A 16,378-nucleotide genomic window follows, 5' to 3' on the forward strand; every position below is an offset into this window, starting at 1 on the left:
CTGTGTCGCCTGTAGCGCACAGTAAATTACTCACGGATGACTTGCATACACCAAACAGAATAAGGGATAGACCAATGCAAGTAATCAGTACCACTATTAAGCATCAGCTGTTTAAGCTGCTGCTGATCATCAGCCCGGCACTGCTTAGCAGCGCAGCCAGTGCCGATGCCATTTTACACGCCTTTGACTGGCACTATGACGAGGTAGCCGCTAAAGCCAGCGAAATTAAAAACCTGGGTTATAAGGCGGTGCTGGTAGCGCCGCCGCTAAAGTCTAACGCGGCCAGTTGCGCCTGGTGGCAGCGTTATCAGCCGCAGGATCTGCGCGTGATTGACCACTGCAAAGGCAATAAGCAATCTTTTGTGAATATGATCAATGCCCTGAATGATAGCAACCCTGCGCGCAAGGTAGAGGTTTACGCTGATATTGTGCTAAACCATATGGCCAATGAGCGCTATGGCGCTACCGACTTTCCCGGCCAGGCCGCGCTGGATGCTTATGGCAACAACAGCAGTTACTGGAATAATCAGCAACTGTTTGGCAATTTAAGCCAGGGGTTATTCAGCCCGTGGGATTTTAACCCGGCAAACTGTATCAGCAATTATAACGATGTCTGGCAGGTTCAGAATTACCGGCTGTGCGGCGGCGGTGGCGATACCGGCTTACCGGACTTAAACCCCAATAGCTGGGTGGTGCAGCAACAGCGCGCCTACCTCAGTGCGCTAAAAGCCCTGGGGGTGAAAGGCTTTCGGGTGGATGCAGCCAAACATATGACGATTTGGCATATTAATGAAATCTTTACCAGCAGCATTAAAGACGGTATGTATGTATTTGGCGAAATTATCACCAGTGGCGGTGCCGGCAATAATGAGTACGACAGTTTCTTATCACCGTACTTAGCCCATACCGATCATAAAGCCTATGATTTTCCGCTGTTTAGTACTATCCGCAGCGCTTTTGGTTTTGGCGGCAGCTTAAGCCAGTTGGTTAATCCGGCTGCTTACGGCCAGGCGCTGCAAAACAGCCGCGCCGTGACCTTTACCGTTACCCATGATATTCCGACCAATGACGGTTTTCGTTACCTGATTATGGACCCCACCGATGAATATCTGGCCTATGCCTATGTGATGGGCCGCGATGGTGGCAAACCGCTTATTTTTAGCGACAGCACCGGCACCGACAACGGCCGCTGGGTGAATGCCTACAAAGCCAGCCATATCAGTAAGATGCTGAATTTTCATAACCGCATGCAGGGCCAGGGCATGGAAATGCTGGCCTGGAATGACTGCGCCATTTTATTCCGCCGTGGCCAGGAAGGCGTGGTAGGTGTTAATAAATGCAGCAGCAACCAGAGCTTTAACGTTAATACCCACGGCCGCTTTTACTGGTACCGCAATTACCGCGATGTGCTAAGCGGCGGTAATCTGGTGTATATCAATGGCGGCAGTTATAACTTCAGCATTCCGGCACGCCAGGCCAGAATGTGGTATGCCGACTAGGTTGCTGGCGTTAGTCAGCACTGAACAACGCCAGTAAGTCGTCAGCCTTGCCCTGCCAGGGCTGACCTTTACCACCGGCAAACAGTTGATCGGCCAATTGCCGTTTATGTTGCTGCAACAACTGTACTTTTTGCTCTACCGTATTGCTGGCGATAAGCTTATAGACAAACACCTTTTTTTGTTGGCCAATACGGTGAGCACGGTCGGTAGCCTGGGCCTCGGCGGCCGGGTTCCACCAGGGGTCGTAGTGTATAACAGTGTCGGCGGCGGTCAGGTTAAGGCCGGTGCCGCCGGCTTTTAAGCTGATCAAAAATACCCGGGTATCACCGTGTTGAAAAGCATCTATCTGCTGCTGGCGGTGTCTGGTCTGGCCGGTCAGTTTGCTGTAGCTAATGCCCAGGGCGTTCAGCTCGTCTTCTATCAGGGTGAGCATGCTGGCAAATTGGCTGAACAATAAGATATTACGGCCTTCTTCCAGCATTTCCGGCAGGGTGTCACGCAGCCATTGCAACTTGGCATTACTTTGCACCGAGCGCGCATGTTCTACCGGCACCAGCCGGGCATCACAGCAGGCCTGGCGCAGCTTTAACAGCGCATCTAAAAACTGAATTTGGCTGGCGGCCACGCCTTTTTGCACAAATAACTCGCGCACCTTGGTTTCCATCACCAGGCGGATGCTTTCATACAGGTTACGCTGATCGCTTTCCAGTTCCAGCAGTTGTACTATTTCGGTTTTTTCCGGCAGCTCGCTGGCTACCTGTGCCTTGGTGCGTCGCAGCATAAAGGGCGCGATGCGGCTTTTCAGGGCATGGGCGCGTTCGGTGTCGCCGTGTTTCTCAATCGGTTTGCGGTACACCTGATTAAAGTGAGCATCGTTGCCTAACAAGCCTGGCAGCACAAAGTCAAAAATAGACTTCAGTTCTCCAAGGTGGTTTTCCAGCGGCGTACCGGACAATGCCAGTTTAAATTCGGCCTTTAACAAGCGCACTGCTTTGGCCGCCAGGCTGCCGGCATTTTTTATGTGCTGGGCTTCATCCAGAATAACGGCGCTGAGCGGTTGGTGTTGATAGTACTTATGGTCGCGCACCACCAACGGATAGCTGGTGACAATCAGATCATAATCATGCAGCGTATTAAACAGACCCTGGCGCTTATTGCCATGTACCTGTAACACCCGCAGCTGTGGCGTAAAACGGGCGGCTTCGGCCAGCCAGTTTCCCAGCAAACTGGTGGGGCAAATAATTAACGCCGGCTGGTTAAGCTCGCCGCGCTGTTTCAGGGCCAGCAACAGGCTAAGCGTTTGCAGGGTTTTACCCAGGCCCATATCGTCGGCCAGGATACCACCTAAGCCAAATTCACGTAAAAAACTGAGCCAGCTTAAGCCCTGTAACTGGTAATCGCGTAGTTGCGCCTGCAGGCCCGGCGGCACTTCGCAAGGGGTAATGCCATTAAAGTTATGCAGCAGCTGTGTGAGTCGCTGCACGCGCTGGGCGTTTAAAAATTGAATGTCTTTGGCGGTTTCCGGCGGCAGCAGCGCAGCTTTAAACGCCGGCAAATCCAGGCTGAACTGCGGTTTATGCGGGTTTAGCAGTTCAATAATGGTATCGATAAACGGCTGGATCAGTGCCAGCGGCAATGCCAGCTTGCCCTGCGGTAAAGATAACCAAATCGGTTTGTCGGCATCGGGCAAGCCGTGCTGGCGCAGCCACTGGCTAATCAGCGGCAGCAGCGGTACCTGGGTGCCGTCGATATCCACCTGTATTGCCAGCGCAAAGCCGCCAACCGCATTATCCTGCACCTGTAAGTACGGATTACCGGTTAAAATATCCAGATTAAAGTTGTCATCGCGCGCTATGTGCCAGCCTTGCTGCTCAAGTTGCGGCAGCGCATCCAGCAGCGGTTGCCATAACAGCGGATTATCCGGCCCCTCGCCGACAGCAAAGGCACTTTGCTCCTGGTAAGGCGGCGGTAATGGCGGCAGTTGAAGTAAGTCTAGTTGCAGCAGCTGTTCTAGTGCGGCAGTTTCTGCGGCGCGGTCGCGTTGAATAAAGACGGTGCTGCCGTTGTCGCTCAGCTCAGTTTGCGCCTGGGTTAAATTAAGCGGTAACAGGTAGTCGGCATACTGAAACTGCAGCACCGCGCTGGGCTCATGGCGGCCACGGGCTTTGTGCGGTAGCATTTTTAGTTGCAACACGGGTTTGGCGCTGCTGCGTACCTGTTTAATCCCGGCCGCACGCGGCAGCGGCAGGCTGGTTTGGCTAAACAGCTGCTGCAGGCGGCTTAGACTGGGGGCCAGCGCCTGCTGCGGAATGGGCGGCATTTTGTTTAGCAGTTTGAGCTGGGCACTACTGAGAGCTGTATCGAGTAAGCCAATCTGGTAGTAGCTGGTGTCGAGATAACAGGGCGGATCGGTATACACCAATTCAAACTCGCGGTCGGCATCATCCAGTTGCCAGCTAAGCTGCTGGCCGGCGGCGCTGTCGTGCCAACTAAAACTCAGTGGCCGCGATGGCCCTTGCTCAACCGGGTAGCGCGCTTCTGAGAAAAAGCAACGACCGCTTTGCAGCAGTTGCTGCAGCAGCTGATAGCCCCAGTCGGCTTCCAGCAAGGGTAAGTCGCGTAAGCTCTGGGCACGGAAATAACTTAGCAGCCGGTAATCCTGTTCTTCAATCCAGTGCGGTATCGCCGGGCTGACTAAATCATACTTACCAATGGCCACGCCTTTGGTGTAGCCGCCTTTTTTACTGCTTTTAACCCGGCGCGGGCTAAGCTGCAAGCCGGCCTGGCCATAAGACAGCAGATACAGCACGATATCTTTGTCCTGCTGCTGTGGTGCCAGGGATTGCTCAACCTGCTCAAACCATTGGTTAAGCTGGCGCACCGGTTGTTGTTCCAGTTGCAGTTTATGCTGCTGATAATCGCGCTGCAGGCGCAGCAACACCGCCAGCACATGCTTACAATTAGCGCCTACCGGGCAGGTGCAACGGTTTTGCAAACGCCAGCCATTACTGTTGTGCTGCAAACTTATAAACTGGCGATAGGGTGTAAAAGCGGCGCCCCAGACCTGAGCGCTGATTTCTGATAAGTCACTGCTGTATTCCAGCTTCACCACTTTACCGGCCTGCAAATAGGCCTGGGCGCGGTGAAAGGTCACGGCATCAAACCAGTGTTCCAGTTGTTGTTGGCTAAGCGGAAACGCCGTCTCAGAGATCATAACGCCCAAGTAATAAACACAAAGGCGTAATGCTACCGCAGTTTTGCCTTAAGCCAAATGCGGTAGCGTAAAATAATTAGTTAATCGTTAATGTTAACCGGGCCGTTGATCGCATTCAGTTTCAAACCACCTGAGCCGCTATCAAGAATGGTCAGGCCGCCGGCACCATCGACGTCAATATCACCGCTGCCATCATCTAGGGTCACGACACCACCGACAGCACGTATGGTTAGATCGCCTGAACCATCGTCGACAGTGACATCGCCTGCAATGTCTTCAAGCAGCAACTCGCCTGAGCCGTCTTCCAGCTGCAGTGAGCCCGTCAGTTGTCTGACAGACAACTCGCCTGAGCCATCAGTGATGCGGGCGTTGTTGCCGCCGCGGATATGCAGGTCGCCGGAGCCATCTGTAATCTGCAAATCGCCCTTAAGGCCACGAATATCAGTATCACCGGAGCCATCATCCAGTTGCAGGCCGAAGCGGGCCGGTACCTTAACCTGCAGATCAATATAAGGGCTGTTGCCGGAATGAAAAGCCTGGTCAAACCCGGCGTCAAGTTTGGCATTGCTACCACGGTTAACCAATGACAGGCGGATATCGTCGGCGTTGTAGTAGTAGATATTCGCCACCAGCTCAATGTCGGTACGGCCGTCTTCACCGACAATGTCGAGTTTACCGGCACCGGTATCGGCAATCAGTTGGCTCAGGTTTACCGCATTTAACGCCAGCGTACGCTCTTCGTGCTGCAAGTCACCGGCGTGGCCGTTGCCGACGTAGATAACACAGCCACTGAGTAAGGTGGCGGCAGCAAGGGTTAAAACAGAATTTTTCATCGGGATTCCTTGAAGTTTAGTGATTAAGCAATGTCTGACAGCAGTTAAGCAAAATCAATGCCGTTACATAATTTATTTTAATTCAAAAGCTTATATTTTTATAGTGGTGTTGTGCATTAGCCTGAAGCACTAATATCTGGTGAATTACGCCACTTAGTGAGGTTTGAAAAGGGCACTCTGTGGCACCGGCTGGAGTGTTAACAAAAAGCCAGCTATGTTTAAGCGGAAAATGGCGCCGGTGCAACTGGCCGCCAATGGCTGTGAAACATAACAATAAGGATAATTCACGATGATAAAAAAAATACTGCTGGTGATGGTACTGCTGTTGGCGACGCCGCTGCTGCTGGCATTATTTGTTAAGCAGGATTACAAAGTAGAAACCCAGGTAGTGATTCAGCAGCCAGCACAGCTGGTGTTTGACTATATTCGCTTTCTTAGCAATCAGGACAATTTTAGTGTCTGGGCGGCGATGGATCCGAATATGCAAAAGTCTTACCGGGGTGTAGACGGCACCGTCGGCTTTGTCTCAAGCTGGCGCAGTGATAATCCGGATGTGGGTAGCGGTGAGCAGGAAATTACCGCGATAACAGAAGCCGAGCGGATAGAGTTTGAGCTGCGGTTCACCGAGCCGTTTGCATCTGTATCGCCGGCTTATATGACGACGGAGGCGATTACGGCGCAACAAACCCGGGTAAGCTGGGGCTTTGCCGGGCGGATGCCGTACCCAATGAACCTGATGCTGCTGGTGATGGATGTGGAAAGCATTATTGCCGCAGATCTACAGCAAGGGCTGGATAATTTAAAGCTGATTTTAGAGGCCCCGCCAGCAGAGCCGGTTAAGGCGCCATTAGAGTAAATAAGCGTATTAGTCTTGCCAATATTTAACAATGTGCTAAACATTAATTTATCTTTTATTTCATTTAAGCAGGAGACAGGATGTCACTGGCTGTCGTGTTTAGCCGTGCCAGACATGGCTTGGATGCCCCCCTGGTTACCGTCGAAGTGCATATTAGCAATGGCTTACCGGCGTTTCAGCTGGTGGGCCTGCCGGAAACCTCAGTAAAAGAATCACGTGATCGGGTACGCAGTGCCATGGTGAACAGTGGTTTTGCCTTTCCGGATCGTAAAATTACCGTCAACCTTGCGCCGGCCGATCTACCCAAAGAAGGTGGCCGCTTTGACCTGCCGATAGCTCTGGGCATTATTGTGGCGTCCGGCCAACTGGCAGAAAAAAGCCTGAACGGCTATGAGTTTTGTGGCGAGCTGGCGTTATCCGGAGAGATCAGAAGCATAGTGGGGGAAATTCCGGTGGCGATAGCCTGTCGTGATGCCGGTCGTGAAGCGGTGCTGCCGATGTTAAACGCCCAACAGGCACAACAGGTGCCTAAGGTTGCTGTGCATGGCGCTGAACATTTATTGCAAGTACACAGCTTTTTATTAGCGCAGCAACCATTGCCTGCTATACCGGCGTTACCGGTACGCGAGCAGCAACAACTGCCTGACTTAGCCGATGTTAAAGGCCAGGCTCATGCTAAAAGGGTGCTGGAAATATGCGCTGCTGGTGAGCATAACCTGCTGATGCTGGGGCCGGCTGGTACCGGTAAGTCGATGTTGGCACAGCGGCTGCCTGGCATTATGCCGCCCTTAACCGAGAGCGAAGCGCTGGCGACAGCCGCTATTTACTCTATTGCCGGGCTAAAGCGTAATTTAACCGACTGGCAGCAAAGGCCGTTTCGCAGCCCCCATCATACCAGCTCGGCGGTGGCACTGGTGGGCGGTGGTTCGGTGCCCAGACCAGGTGAAATTTCGTTATCACACCACGGTATTTTATTTTTAGACGAATTACCGGAATTTCCGCGTAAGGTGCTGGATGTACTGCGTGAGCCACTGGAAACCGGCGTGGTGCACATCAGCCGGGCCGCCCGGCAGGCCGAGTTTCCGGCGCAGTTTCAACTGGTAGCGGCATTAAACCCCAGCCCGACCGGGCATCATCAGGATGGCCGCGCGACGCCAGAGCAAGTGATGCGCTATTTAAACCGCTTGTCTGGCCCTTTTATTGACCGCATTGAACTACAAATTGAAGTGCCGCTGCTGCCCAAGGGCATGTTAAGCCAGCATACGCAGGAAGAAAGCAGCGCCAGTGTACGCGAGCGCGTGCTGGCAGCAAGACAACTGCAATTACAACGGCAGGGTAAGGCCAATGCCCGCTTAAGTGGCAGTGAGATTGCCGATTTCTGCCCGCTGCAAAGCGCTGATGCGCGCTTTTTAGAAGATACCATACATCGCTTTAAGTTATCGGCACGCACCTACCATAAAATTATTAAGGTGGCGCGCAGCATTGCTGACTTACAACAACAAACTCAGATCAGTCGGGCGCATTTAATGGAGGCGCTTAGCTATCGCGCGCTGGAGCGCTTATTAAGTTACCTGAAAAGCTGAATTTGTTAAATTTTAAAATTTATTTGCACAAAAAGTTTACATTGTAACTTTTTTGGGTAAAATTGTCGACGTACCAACACAGCGGATAGTATCTAAGGACGGATATATGTGGGTCAGGCAAAACGGGCTGTTGTGTCACACCGAAACCAAGTGCACCTTATCGCCGCAAAGTTATGGTCAGCCAATCTATTTTGAGCACCTGGGCGAACTGTATTTTTCCGCTGCTGACGTCGTGATTAAAATGTCGGTCGCCGAGTTTAGCCAGTTCAGCCAGGAATATGAAATAGCGCTACAGCCATAAGCTATAGCGCCAGTGCGGTAGTGTTACAACAGCTTCCAGTTTAAGGTTTCACCGGCGTAAAACGGCACTATAGGGTTGCCGTTGGGCAGGGTAATTTCAGCAGGCACCTGCCATGGCTGTTTTACCAGCGTTACCGTACCGCTATTACGTGGTAAGCCATAAAAGTCGGCACCGTAGTGGCTGGCAAAAGCTTCCAACTTATCCAGACAGCCTAAATCATCAAATACCTGGGCGTACAGCTCTATGGCGCTGTGCGCGCTGTAACAGCCCGCGCAACCGCAGGCCGATTCTTTGCGGTGTTTTTCATGCGGTGCTGAGTCGGTACCCAGGAAAAACTTGCTGGAGCCGCCCGCCACCGCCGCCCGCAGCGCGTCCTGATGGGTGCGGCGTTTTAATACCGGCAGGCAGTAATTATGCGGCCGCACGCCGCCAACCAGTAAGTCGTTGCGATTTAACAGTAAATGCTGTGGCGTAATGGTCGCGGCGACATTGGCTGACGCTTCGGTTACAAAAGCCGCGGCATCGGCGGTAGTAATATGTTCAAACACCACTTTCAAGCTGGGGATGCGTGCCACTATATGTTGCAGGTGGCGGTCAATAAACACTTTTTCGCGATCGAAAATATCAATCTCGTGCTCGGTCACTTCACCGTGAATGAGCAGCAGCATGCCTTGCTCGGCCATGACGTCGAATACCGGATACAGGCTGTCTAACGCCCCCACACCCTGGCTGGAGTTGGTGGTGGCACCCGCCGGATACAGTTTGGCGGCTACCACGCCGGCAGCTTTGGCATCGATAATATCCTGTGCCGTGGTTTTATCGGTCAGATACAGTGTCACAAGAGGCTCGAAGTTGCTGCCCAGTGGCCGTGCGGCCAGAATGCGCTCGCGATAAGCCACAGCCAGCGCGGCGGTAGTGACTGGTGGTACTAAATTGGGCATTACAATAGCGCGGGCAAACTGGCGCGCTGTGGCCGGCACGGTTTCGTGCAGCATATCGCCGTCACGAAAGTGTAAATGCCAGTCATCCGGGGTTTGAATGGTTAAGGTGGTCATGCAAAGCTCCTGCAGGCAGTGAGGCGAAAACTGCCGGCTATTCTAGCAATTTCATCGCTTAACCGCACCGGCTAAATTTGCCCGCGTTTTTACTTCAGACCGGCGCAGCGCTTTGCTACACTGCCAACTGTTAACCGATGCGGAGAGACGATAATGTCAGATTTAGACTTTGACCTGGACCACCTGGATTTTGCTCAGGCCGAGCAAAATATTGAACAGCAACAACAAGCTGAGCTGCAGCGCGCAGCCGAGCCACAATTTGGCGATGATGATGACGAATGTAGCGGCGGCGCCTGCAAAATTTAATCGGTTTGGGCCGGTGGCAGTTGTTGCACTGGCGTGTGCCACAACTGGCTAATAGCAATGCACAATACGCCGGCCAGCATCAGTAATGAAAATGGCAGCGGTGTACCATTGTAAGACCAGGCCAGTAAGGGGCCGGCCAGGGCACCAATGCCAAAACGCAGGGTACCAATTACCGCTGTTGCCGTGCCGCTGTTATCGGGAAACTTCATTAAAATCATCGCGTCAGCATTGGTGGCAATCAGGCTCAGGCTGGCCATCAGTGGTGCTATGCTTAGTACGGTAAACGCCAGGCTAAACTGCCAGAAATTAAATAATGTCAGCGCGCTGGCGCTAATCACTGCCAGAACCAGGCCGGCACGCAGCATGCGCTGCGGGCCCTGGCGGGTGACCAAACGGCTGTTAATAAAGTTGGCCAGCATCAGCATTAACACATTAAAACCGAACAGCAGGCTAAATTGCTGCTCGTCAACGCCAAAATATTTGATGTAAACAAAGGGCACGGCCGTTAAAAAGCAAAAGAACGAAAAGGAGGCAAACATCGAGGTGGCAATGTCAGGCCGTGCCGATACCTGGGAGAATACCACTTTATAGCCAGCAAAAAAGGCCAGCCGTTGTCGCGGCCCGGCGGGACGGATCTCTGGCAGATAGCGCCAGCTCAACAGTAACACCAGCAGGCCATAACCGGCCAGGCAGACAAAAATCATCTGCCAGTTGGCCAGCCACAACACACCACTGCCCAGCGCAGGCGCCAATAGCGGTGCCAGCATCATGATCATCGACACATAGGACATACCTTTAGCAGTGTGCTCCTGATACAGCTGCCTGACGATGCCAGGCACCACCACAGTGGCAGCGGCACCACATAATGCCTGCAGCGCCCGCCAGGCTAAAAACCATTCAATGCTGTTAACTAAGCTTAGCGCTACACTGGCCAGCACAAAGCCGGTTAAGCCAAACAGTGCCAGCGGCCGGCGTCCCAGGCTGTCGGCCATTGGGCCACAAATCAGCATGCTAATGCCAAAAAAAGCCAAAAAAATACTTAATGATTGCTGCACCATGCCAATGGAGGTGTCCAGCTGCTTTGCCATCACCGGCATGGCGGGCAGATACATATCAATAGCCAGCGGGGTAGTGGCGACAACTGCGGCCAGTAACAGGATGATCCAGCCAGCGGGTTTGTGTGACATTGAATAAAGCTCGTACGACAGCGGGGCTTTATAATACGCGCTTTTCACACTTACCGCTAACGGCAGAGTGTAAAAATAGGTTAGCAAATATGTCTGGCCACCAGCGCATACATTGCATTTGGCCGCAGAAAGCTTTGTAATGGTGGTCAGTCAATCAGATGGGCGATATATGTTCATTACCGGTAACCTTATCTCAGGCGTATTGGTGTTGCTAGTGCTGTTGGGCTCACCGGCGTTGGCAGCGGGCAATGAACCGGATAAGGATGCGACGTCGATACGCGTAGGTCTGCATTTGTCGGCGCCCTGGTCATTTTATACTGCCAGTGGTGAACTGGATGGCATAGAGTACCAGCTGGTTTCACGTATTTTCAGCCGGGCGGGTTTTGCCGTCGAATACGAGCTACACAGTTACAGCCGTTTAATAAAGCAGTTCAGCGATAAAAAGCTCGACTGTGCCTCGCCGATGGCGATAAAGCTGGCAGAAGCCAGTTACAGTAGCGATTATTTGCCGTTTCAGGATGTTGCTGTCAGCTTACAGCACCGGCAATTGCAAATCGATAAGCTGGCCGCACTGGCGGATAAACGCATTGTTGCTTACCAGCAGGCCGAACGTGTGCTGGGGCAGGCATTTAGCCGTGTTATTGCCAATGCCAGTTACCTTGAATTGGCCGAGCGGGAACTGCAGCTAGAATTGCTGTTCAGTGGCCGTGTCGATGTGGTGATCGGTGAGCGTCGGGTATTGCACTATCTGGCCGCGGCACTAGCACCACAATACCGCCTGACAACGCATAGGCTGTTTGCCGAAAAGGCCTATCCGGCAGCCTGCTGGCAGCCGGATCTGACCGAGATATTTAACCAGGGCTTGCGCCAGTTACAACACAGTGGTGAATATCAGCAGCTACTGCAGCAATATATGCCAGACAGCAACGCGGCAACACCATAGCCTTAACCACCCGCTTAGGCTTATACTGAAGTAACTTCGCTGCTTGGGTATTCCAGATGAAAAAAACAAAAATTATTACAACGGACGAGATTTTGCTGACCTTATGTCAGTCTGTCACTAAAGTGTTGTCAGGTGCGGGTAACAGCAATGTGGCGTACTCGCCTATGGTGCAAAAGATCCAGAAAACCTGCCTGCGCCCTGACCTGGGCTGTTTTGTGCTGTTCGATGGCGGCTTTTCCGGCCTGGTGATCATTAATTTTACTGCCCAGGCGGCAATGGAAATTTATAAGAAATACCTGATGAGTATGGGTATGCCAGAAGACGAGCTGGCGCAGTTTCATACCTCGGATGAAGTGGGTAATGTGATGGGCGAGTTGATGAACCAGATCGTCGGTGACTTTACCAATACCGTGCGGTATGACCTGCATACCTCGATTAACCAGAGCCAGCCCAAAATGATGGCGATTAATAAGCAGGTACAAATTTTAATTAATACCCAGCTCGATCAGCCGCAGGCGCGCCGGGTCACCTTTAGCACGCCAGAGCACAATATCTTTTATCTGGAACTGGCAATGGACAAAACTGAGTTTATCCAGTTACACGATTTCGACAAGGTCGCACAGGAGCACCCGGATGATATTCTGGCCAATGCGCAGCAATATACCCCGGAGAACACCGTTAGCGCTGATGTTGAGGTAGACGACGACTTTCTGAAGAACCTTGGCCTGTAACGCTTATTGACGCAGCGGTAAACGCAGTATAAAACAGGCTCCGCCCAGAGCCGAGTCTGTTACTGTTACGCTGCCCTGATGCCATTGCGCAACGCGCTGCACTATCGCCAGCCCCAGGCCAAAACCACCGGAATGTTTATTGCGGCTGGCTTCTACCCGGAAAAATGGTTTAAAAATGTCGTCGCGCTGCGTTGCGGCGATGCCCGGACCATTGTCGTCTATGCTGATTTGCCAGTATTGCTGGTGCCGGCTTAAACTAAGACAGATTTGGCTGCGGGCGTATTTTTTCGCGTTGACCAACAAATTTTGCAGCGCCCGCTCCAGGTAATGGCCATCACCATACAAGCTGGCGTCAGGGGGCAACTGTAAGCGGATATCAGCCCCGGGCAGCGGCGCCAGCTTTTCCTGCACATTACTAATCAGCTCGATTAAATTGATCTGTTGCAGCTGCAATGGCAGCTGACCGGTTTCCAGTCGGGCGTAATCGAGAATTTCGTCCACCAGTTGCTGCAGCTCACGCACATCCTGCAACATTAGCTGGCGCTCCGGCTCGGGCAGCTGCTGCGCCATTTCCAATGCAAAACTTAAGCGTGCTATTGGTGTGCGCAGCTCATGTGACACGGCGTGGGTCATTTCCCGCTGCAGGCTTAGCAGGCTGCGGATTTGTCCGCTCATCTGCATAAACCGCTCGGCAATAGGTGCAATAAAAGAATGCGCCGGCAGCGGTACTGGTGTGTCATGCTGCTGGGTAAAATGTTGCAGGTTACGTTGCAGGATCCGAATGTCGCGAGCTACCGGCCACAACCATAAGGCTACCGCCACCGCCAGCAAGACAAAAAACAGCAGTGTAAACCAGAGTGCGCCGTCACTTTGTACCAGCGGCAAAGGCCCAAGCCGCCACAGCTGGTCGGCGTGCTGGTAGTAAAAATACACTTGCTCGGCCTCAAACAGGCTTAACACCTGACCTTGCGCCAGTAAGGCTTGCTCTGCGGGTAGCCAGCTAATGCTGTCGTTGGCCAGGGCAACAATATTCAGCCCGGTGTTACTGGCCCAGCTGGCCGTGGGCTGTTGCAGTTGCTGTTGTAGCAGGCTGGTATAGCTGTCTAGCCAGGGCGGCTCTGCTGACGGTTGCCATTGTTGCCATAGCTGGTCAACGGCCCAGCCGGTGCCAAGCAGTACCAGAAAAATAAACAAATAAAAATGCCAGAACAGCCGCTGCATTCAGTTAACTATCGTTTTATTGCCAGGCATCAGCAACAAACAGATAGCCTTTGCCCCATACCGTTTTTATTCTGAACGGCGTTTCGGCATTATCACCCAGCTTACGGCGCAGGTGCGAAATACGCACATCTACGGTGCGATCCAGACCATCATATTCACGGCCAATAATTTGTTGATGAATGGCTTCACGTTTTACCGTCTGGCCAGCGTGGCGAGCCAACATCCAGAGTAAATCAAATTCATAGCTGGTCAGTTCAATCCGTTCACTCTGGTACCAGGCTTCGCGGGCGCGCTGTTTTAGCAGCAGGCAACCAAACTGCAATTCTTGCTGTTCCGCTTTCAGGTTGGTTTGACTGCGGCGTAGCAGCGCATTAATGCGGGCCACCAGCACCCGGGGTTCAACCGGTTTAACCACATAGTCATCGGCGCCCAGTTCCAGCCCCAGCACCTGATCAATATCACTTTGTTTAGCTGTCAGCATTAACACCGGGCCCTTATACCAGGGCCGGATCTGCCGGCATACGCCAAAGCCATCCAAACCCGGCAGCATCAGATCCAGTACGATCAGATCCGGCTGAAACTGCCGGCAGTGCTCGGCAACAGCGTCGCCCTGGCTTTGTTGTTCGACAATAAAACCGTGTTGAATTAAAAAGTTCTGTACCAGTGTGGCCAGACGCAGATCGTCCTCCACCAGCAAGATTTTAGCCATCAGAATATACTCCATGGACTGCTTAGACGTCGGCGGGCCGGCTTACGGCTTTGCACCTGTAACTCGGTTTGCAATAGCACCTGATTATCCGTGTTGCGTAGGGTTAAATCGGCGTTTTGCCATTGTAGCTGCTGCTGCCATTGCCCCTGGGCGCTTTGGTACCAGCAATGCAATCTTTGCCCGGCCAGAAACAGGCACAGATCCTGTGCGGTTTTGCTATGCCATTGCAGTTGCAGTTGTGCCTGACAGCTTTGCTGTTGCTGCTCGGTTACACACACCTGCGGGCTAACCTGCCAGCATAAGCTGGCGGCACAGTCAGCGGATGCTGAGGGCGTTGGGTTGAGTCCGTTCAATGCCAATAACAACCAAATTCCCTGCATCAGTACATCCGGTAACTAACGCCAAAAAACCAGGTAGTTACATTGTCGGCTCGCACCAGCGGGCTCTTTGTCATGGCATCATCCAGATGTAAGTAGCGGACAAAAGCCAGCAAGGCAAGCCGCTCTGATAGTGGCCGTTGCCAGCCCAGGCGTAATTCAGGCTGCCAGCTTGGCTTACCGTTATAGCGTGGTAAATAAAACGGTTCATTATTGTCAATACCGTAGTAAGTATCAATCAGTTTGGCGCTTTTCCAGTGCAATCTGCTGCTAAGTTGCCACTGGCCAGCGCGGTTTTGCCACTGTCTGGCTGCACCAATGCTGGCATGCTGCCCCTGATAGGTGTTGCTGACATCTTGCCAGAGCAGCGCCTGAAACTGCCAGTTGGCGTCAAACCAATCCAGTTGCAGGCCTAAATCGAAGGCGGTGGGGCGTTTGCTGATTTCGCGCACCGAGGCCTGCAGTGGGCCAACACGATCAATGCTAAAAGAGGGAGAGGGGCCGCCCGAAGGACTGACGCTGCTGCTGTTAAACTGAAAGGCATTACCGCCAAACCATTTTTGGAAGTAGCCCTTTTCCTGGTTAAACTGGCCCAGTAAGCTCAGACGCCACTGTTCCGATAAGGCCCAACTGGTACCCAATTTACCGTTGTCAAAAAACCAGTGCTCGGCGTAGTAATAAATATCCGGCAGCACTACCAGTGGCAGTTCCTCGCCGCCGTGCAGCGGATTACTGCGCTGGCCATAGCCCAGTGCCCAGCTCAGGTAAAGCTTTTGCTCTGTCACGCAAGGTGGCCCCTCGTCACAAGACAAGGGCGTTTCAGCCTTAGCGGTGCCAGTCAGCAGGCAAAGCAGGAGTAACCAATAGCGCAAATTTCACCTTTTCGTCAGACAAACCTTCAGCTTTGCAAGTCTAGCAAGATGTGATGCCAGAGATAAGACGGTATAACAATGTTTCACAATTTGCTGTGATTAGTCACAGTAAGCAAGCTGAGCCCTGTCTAGACTGGCAACAGTACAACGAAAGGGGGGCTTATGAAACTGAAATTAATGCTCGGGCTTTTGCCCTGGTTAGGGCTATTGGGCGGCTGTGTCGAAGATTTAACCGCAGATGACACCCGCGCATTTGAGTACCTGGCGCGCGGTGATTCGGCCCAAAGCGGTGAAAAACGCATTCAGGTGATTAGCAGCCAAAGCAGCTATGATGACGTATTTTATCAGCTACTTAACCGTAGTGGCGCACCAGAAACCATCGACTTTTCGCGGTACCAGTTGCTATTGGTGATGCCCGGCTCGGCGCAGCAGATGTTAAAACAGGACGTGCTGGCTTTTCAGGGGCAGAACACTCAGGTAGAAATACTGTTGTCTACCCACTATGCCGGCGCCAACTGTCCGGCACCGGCAGTGGTGTTGCAGCCGTGGATGCTGGTGCTATTTCCGCGGGTAGATAAGCCGCTGCTGGTGCAGGAGCAGGTAACCATTTCAGCCTGCTAAGCTGCTGCTGGTTGTGGCCGGTCCAAAGTACAATCTGGTTGGCAGAACAAAATTGAAACCCCTGCCAATA

At 52.6% G+C, this 16,378-nt stretch carries 16 protein-coding genes; 8 read left to right on the plus strand and 8 right to left on the minus strand.

The features are described from left to right. Positions 1–74 precede the first annotated feature (74 nt). Positions 75–1,499 carry an alpha-amylase family glycosyl hydrolase gene (locus EYB30_RS08775; protein WP_174978739.1) on the plus strand — a complete coding sequence of 475 codons (1,425 nt, stop codon included), beginning with the start codon at positions 75–77 and terminating at the stop codon, positions 1,497–1,499. Positions 1,500–1,509: 10 nt separating this feature from the next. Here EYB30_RS08775 and EYB30_RS08780 read toward each other — a convergent pair whose 3' ends face one another. Beyond that, positions 1,510–4,713, minus strand: coding sequence for a DEAD/DEAH box helicase (locus EYB30_RS08780; protein ID WP_166838537.1), 3,204 nt, complete (start codon positions 4,711–4,713; stop codon positions 1,510–1,512). A gap of 80 nt (positions 4,714–4,793) precedes the next feature. Continuing rightward, positions 4,794–5,546 (minus strand): DUF4097 domain-containing protein, encoded by a 753-nt coding sequence (locus tag EYB30_RS08785; protein WP_166838538.1) that lies wholly within the window; start codon positions 5,544–5,546, stop codon positions 4,794–4,796. Positions 5,547–5,835: 289 nt separating this feature from the next. Here EYB30_RS08785 and EYB30_RS08790 point away from each other — a divergent pair, with 289 nt between their 5' ends. From EYB30_RS08790 to EYB30_RS08800, 3 genes are all read left to right on the plus strand, one after another. Beyond that, positions 5,836–6,402: an SRPBCC family protein gene (locus EYB30_RS08790; protein ID WP_166838539.1), complete on the plus strand. Its 567-nt coding sequence runs from the start codon at positions 5,836–5,838 to the stop codon at positions 6,400–6,402. An 80-nt stretch (positions 6,403–6,482) separates the two neighbouring features. Further along, positions 6,483–7,985: a YifB family Mg chelatase-like AAA ATPase gene (locus EYB30_RS08795; RefSeq protein ID WP_166838540.1), complete on the plus strand. Its 1,503-nt coding sequence runs from the start codon at positions 6,483–6,485 to the stop codon at positions 7,983–7,985. A 106-nt stretch (positions 7,986–8,091) separates the two neighbouring features. Beyond that, positions 8,092–8,286 (plus strand): hypothetical protein, encoded by a 195-nt coding sequence (locus tag EYB30_RS08800; RefSeq protein WP_166838541.1) that lies wholly within the window; start codon positions 8,092–8,094, stop codon positions 8,284–8,286. A gap of 23 nt (positions 8,287–8,309) precedes the next feature. Here EYB30_RS08800 and pyrC read toward each other — a convergent pair whose 3' ends face one another. Beyond that, positions 8,310–9,341, minus strand: coding sequence for a dihydroorotase (pyrC, locus tag EYB30_RS08805; RefSeq protein ID WP_166838542.1), 1,032 nt, complete (start codon positions 9,339–9,341; stop codon positions 8,310–8,312). A gap of 153 nt (positions 9,342–9,494) precedes the next feature. On the opposite strand from pyrC, the gene EYB30_RS08810 reads away from it, so the two are divergent. Beyond that, positions 9,495–9,647: a hypothetical protein gene (locus tag EYB30_RS08810; protein ID WP_008220729.1), complete on the plus strand. Its 153-nt coding sequence runs from the start codon at positions 9,495–9,497 to the stop codon at positions 9,645–9,647. Here EYB30_RS08810 and EYB30_RS08815 read toward each other — a convergent pair. Next, positions 9,644–10,834, minus strand: coding sequence for a Bcr/CflA family efflux MFS transporter (locus tag EYB30_RS08815; protein ID WP_166838543.1), 1,191 nt, complete (start codon positions 10,832–10,834; stop codon positions 9,644–9,646). The two genes, EYB30_RS08810 and EYB30_RS08815, sit on opposite strands and share 4 nt — an antisense overlap. Before the next feature lie 169 nt (positions 10,835–11,003). Between EYB30_RS08815 and EYB30_RS08820 the strand changes: the two genes are divergently transcribed. Then, on the plus strand, positions 11,004–11,777 hold the full coding sequence (locus EYB30_RS08820) for a substrate-binding periplasmic protein (protein WP_166838544.1): 774 nt from the start codon (positions 11,004–11,006) through the stop codon (positions 11,775–11,777). A 56-nt stretch (positions 11,778–11,833) separates the two neighbouring features. Continuing rightward, positions 11,834–12,508, plus strand: a complete 675-nt coding sequence (locus EYB30_RS08825; protein ID WP_166838545.1) for a DUF3334 family protein — start codon at positions 11,834–11,836, stop codon at positions 12,506–12,508. A gap of 3 nt (positions 12,509–12,511) precedes the next feature. Here EYB30_RS08825 and EYB30_RS08830 read toward each other — a convergent pair whose 3' ends face one another. From EYB30_RS08830 to EYB30_RS08845, 4 genes are read right to left on the minus strand one after another with little or no spacing between them, the layout of a single operon-like run. Next, positions 12,512–13,729, minus strand: coding sequence for an ATP-binding protein (locus EYB30_RS08830; protein WP_166838546.1), 1,218 nt, complete (start codon positions 13,727–13,729; stop codon positions 12,512–12,514). Between the two features lie 16 nt (positions 13,730–13,745). After that, positions 13,746–14,438: a response regulator gene (locus tag EYB30_RS08835; protein WP_166838547.1), complete on the minus strand. Its 693-nt coding sequence runs from the start codon at positions 14,436–14,438 to the stop codon at positions 13,746–13,748. Further along, positions 14,438–14,818, minus strand: coding sequence for a DUF3019 domain-containing protein (locus EYB30_RS08840; protein WP_166838548.1), 381 nt, complete (start codon positions 14,816–14,818; stop codon positions 14,438–14,440). Before EYB30_RS08840 ends, EYB30_RS08835 begins: the two co-directional genes overlap by 1 nt. Beyond that, positions 14,818–15,600 (minus strand): MipA/OmpV family protein, encoded by a 783-nt coding sequence (locus tag EYB30_RS08845; RefSeq protein ID WP_241698000.1) that lies wholly within the window; start codon positions 15,598–15,600, stop codon positions 14,818–14,820. The genes EYB30_RS08840 and EYB30_RS08845 overlap by 1 nt, the downstream gene beginning before the upstream one ends. Before the next feature lie 249 nt (positions 15,601–15,849). On the opposite strand from EYB30_RS08845, the gene EYB30_RS08850 reads away from it, so the two are divergent. Further along, on the plus strand, positions 15,850–16,308 hold the full coding sequence (locus tag EYB30_RS08850) for a hypothetical protein (protein ID WP_166838550.1): 459 nt from the start codon (positions 15,850–15,852) through the stop codon (positions 16,306–16,308). The last annotated feature ends 70 nt before the right edge of the window (positions 16,309–16,378 follow it).

It is taken from the genome of Rheinheimera pleomorphica, assembly GCF_011634895.1.
GTDB lineage: Bacteria > Pseudomonadota > Gammaproteobacteria > Enterobacterales > Alteromonadaceae > Alishewanella > Alishewanella pleomorphica.

Bases quoted from the DNA above. Each gene is read 5' to 3' on its own strand.
- EYB30_RS08775 (WP_174978739.1), top strand. From the start codon at position 75: ATGCAAGTAATCAGTACCACTATTAAGCATCAGCTGTTTAAGCTGCTG.
- EYB30_RS08780 (WP_166838537.1), bottom strand. From the start codon at position 4,713: ATGATCTCTGAGACGGCGTTTCCGCTTAGCCAACAACAACTGGAACAC.
- EYB30_RS08785 (WP_166838538.1), bottom strand. From the start codon at position 5,546: ATGAAAAATTCTGTTTTAACCCTTGCTGCCGCCACCTTACTCAGTGGC.
- EYB30_RS08790 (WP_166838539.1), top strand. From the start codon at position 5,836: ATGATAAAAAAAATACTGCTGGTGATGGTACTGCTGTTGGCGACGCCG.
- EYB30_RS08795 (WP_166838540.1), top strand. From the start codon at position 6,483: ATGTCACTGGCTGTCGTGTTTAGCCGTGCCAGACATGGCTTGGATGCC.
- EYB30_RS08800 (WP_166838541.1), top strand. From the start codon at position 8,092: ATGTGGGTCAGGCAAAACGGGCTGTTGTGTCACACCGAAACCAAGTGC.
- pyrC (WP_166838542.1), bottom strand. From the start codon at position 9,341: ATGACCACCTTAACCATTCAAACCCCGGATGACTGGCATTTACACTTT.
- EYB30_RS08810 (WP_008220729.1), top strand. From the start codon at position 9,495: ATGTCAGATTTAGACTTTGACCTGGACCACCTGGATTTTGCTCAGGCC.
- EYB30_RS08815 (WP_166838543.1), bottom strand. From the start codon at position 10,834: ATGTCACACAAACCCGCTGGCTGGATCATCCTGTTACTGGCCGCAGTT.
- EYB30_RS08820 (WP_166838544.1), top strand. From the start codon at position 11,004: ATGTTCATTACCGGTAACCTTATCTCAGGCGTATTGGTGTTGCTAGTG.
- EYB30_RS08825 (WP_166838545.1), top strand. From the start codon at position 11,834: ATGAAAAAAACAAAAATTATTACAACGGACGAGATTTTGCTGACCTTA.
- EYB30_RS08830 (WP_166838546.1), bottom strand. From the start codon at position 13,729: ATGCAGCGGCTGTTCTGGCATTTTTATTTGTTTATTTTTCTGGTACTG.
- EYB30_RS08835 (WP_166838547.1), bottom strand. From the start codon at position 14,438: ATGGCTAAAATCTTGCTGGTGGAGGACGATCTGCGTCTGGCCACACTG.
- EYB30_RS08840 (WP_166838548.1), bottom strand. From the start codon at position 14,818: ATGCAGGGAATTTGGTTGTTATTGGCATTGAACGGACTCAACCCAACG.
- EYB30_RS08850 (WP_166838550.1), top strand. From the start codon at position 15,850: ATGAAACTGAAATTAATGCTCGGGCTTTTGCCCTGGTTAGGGCTATTG.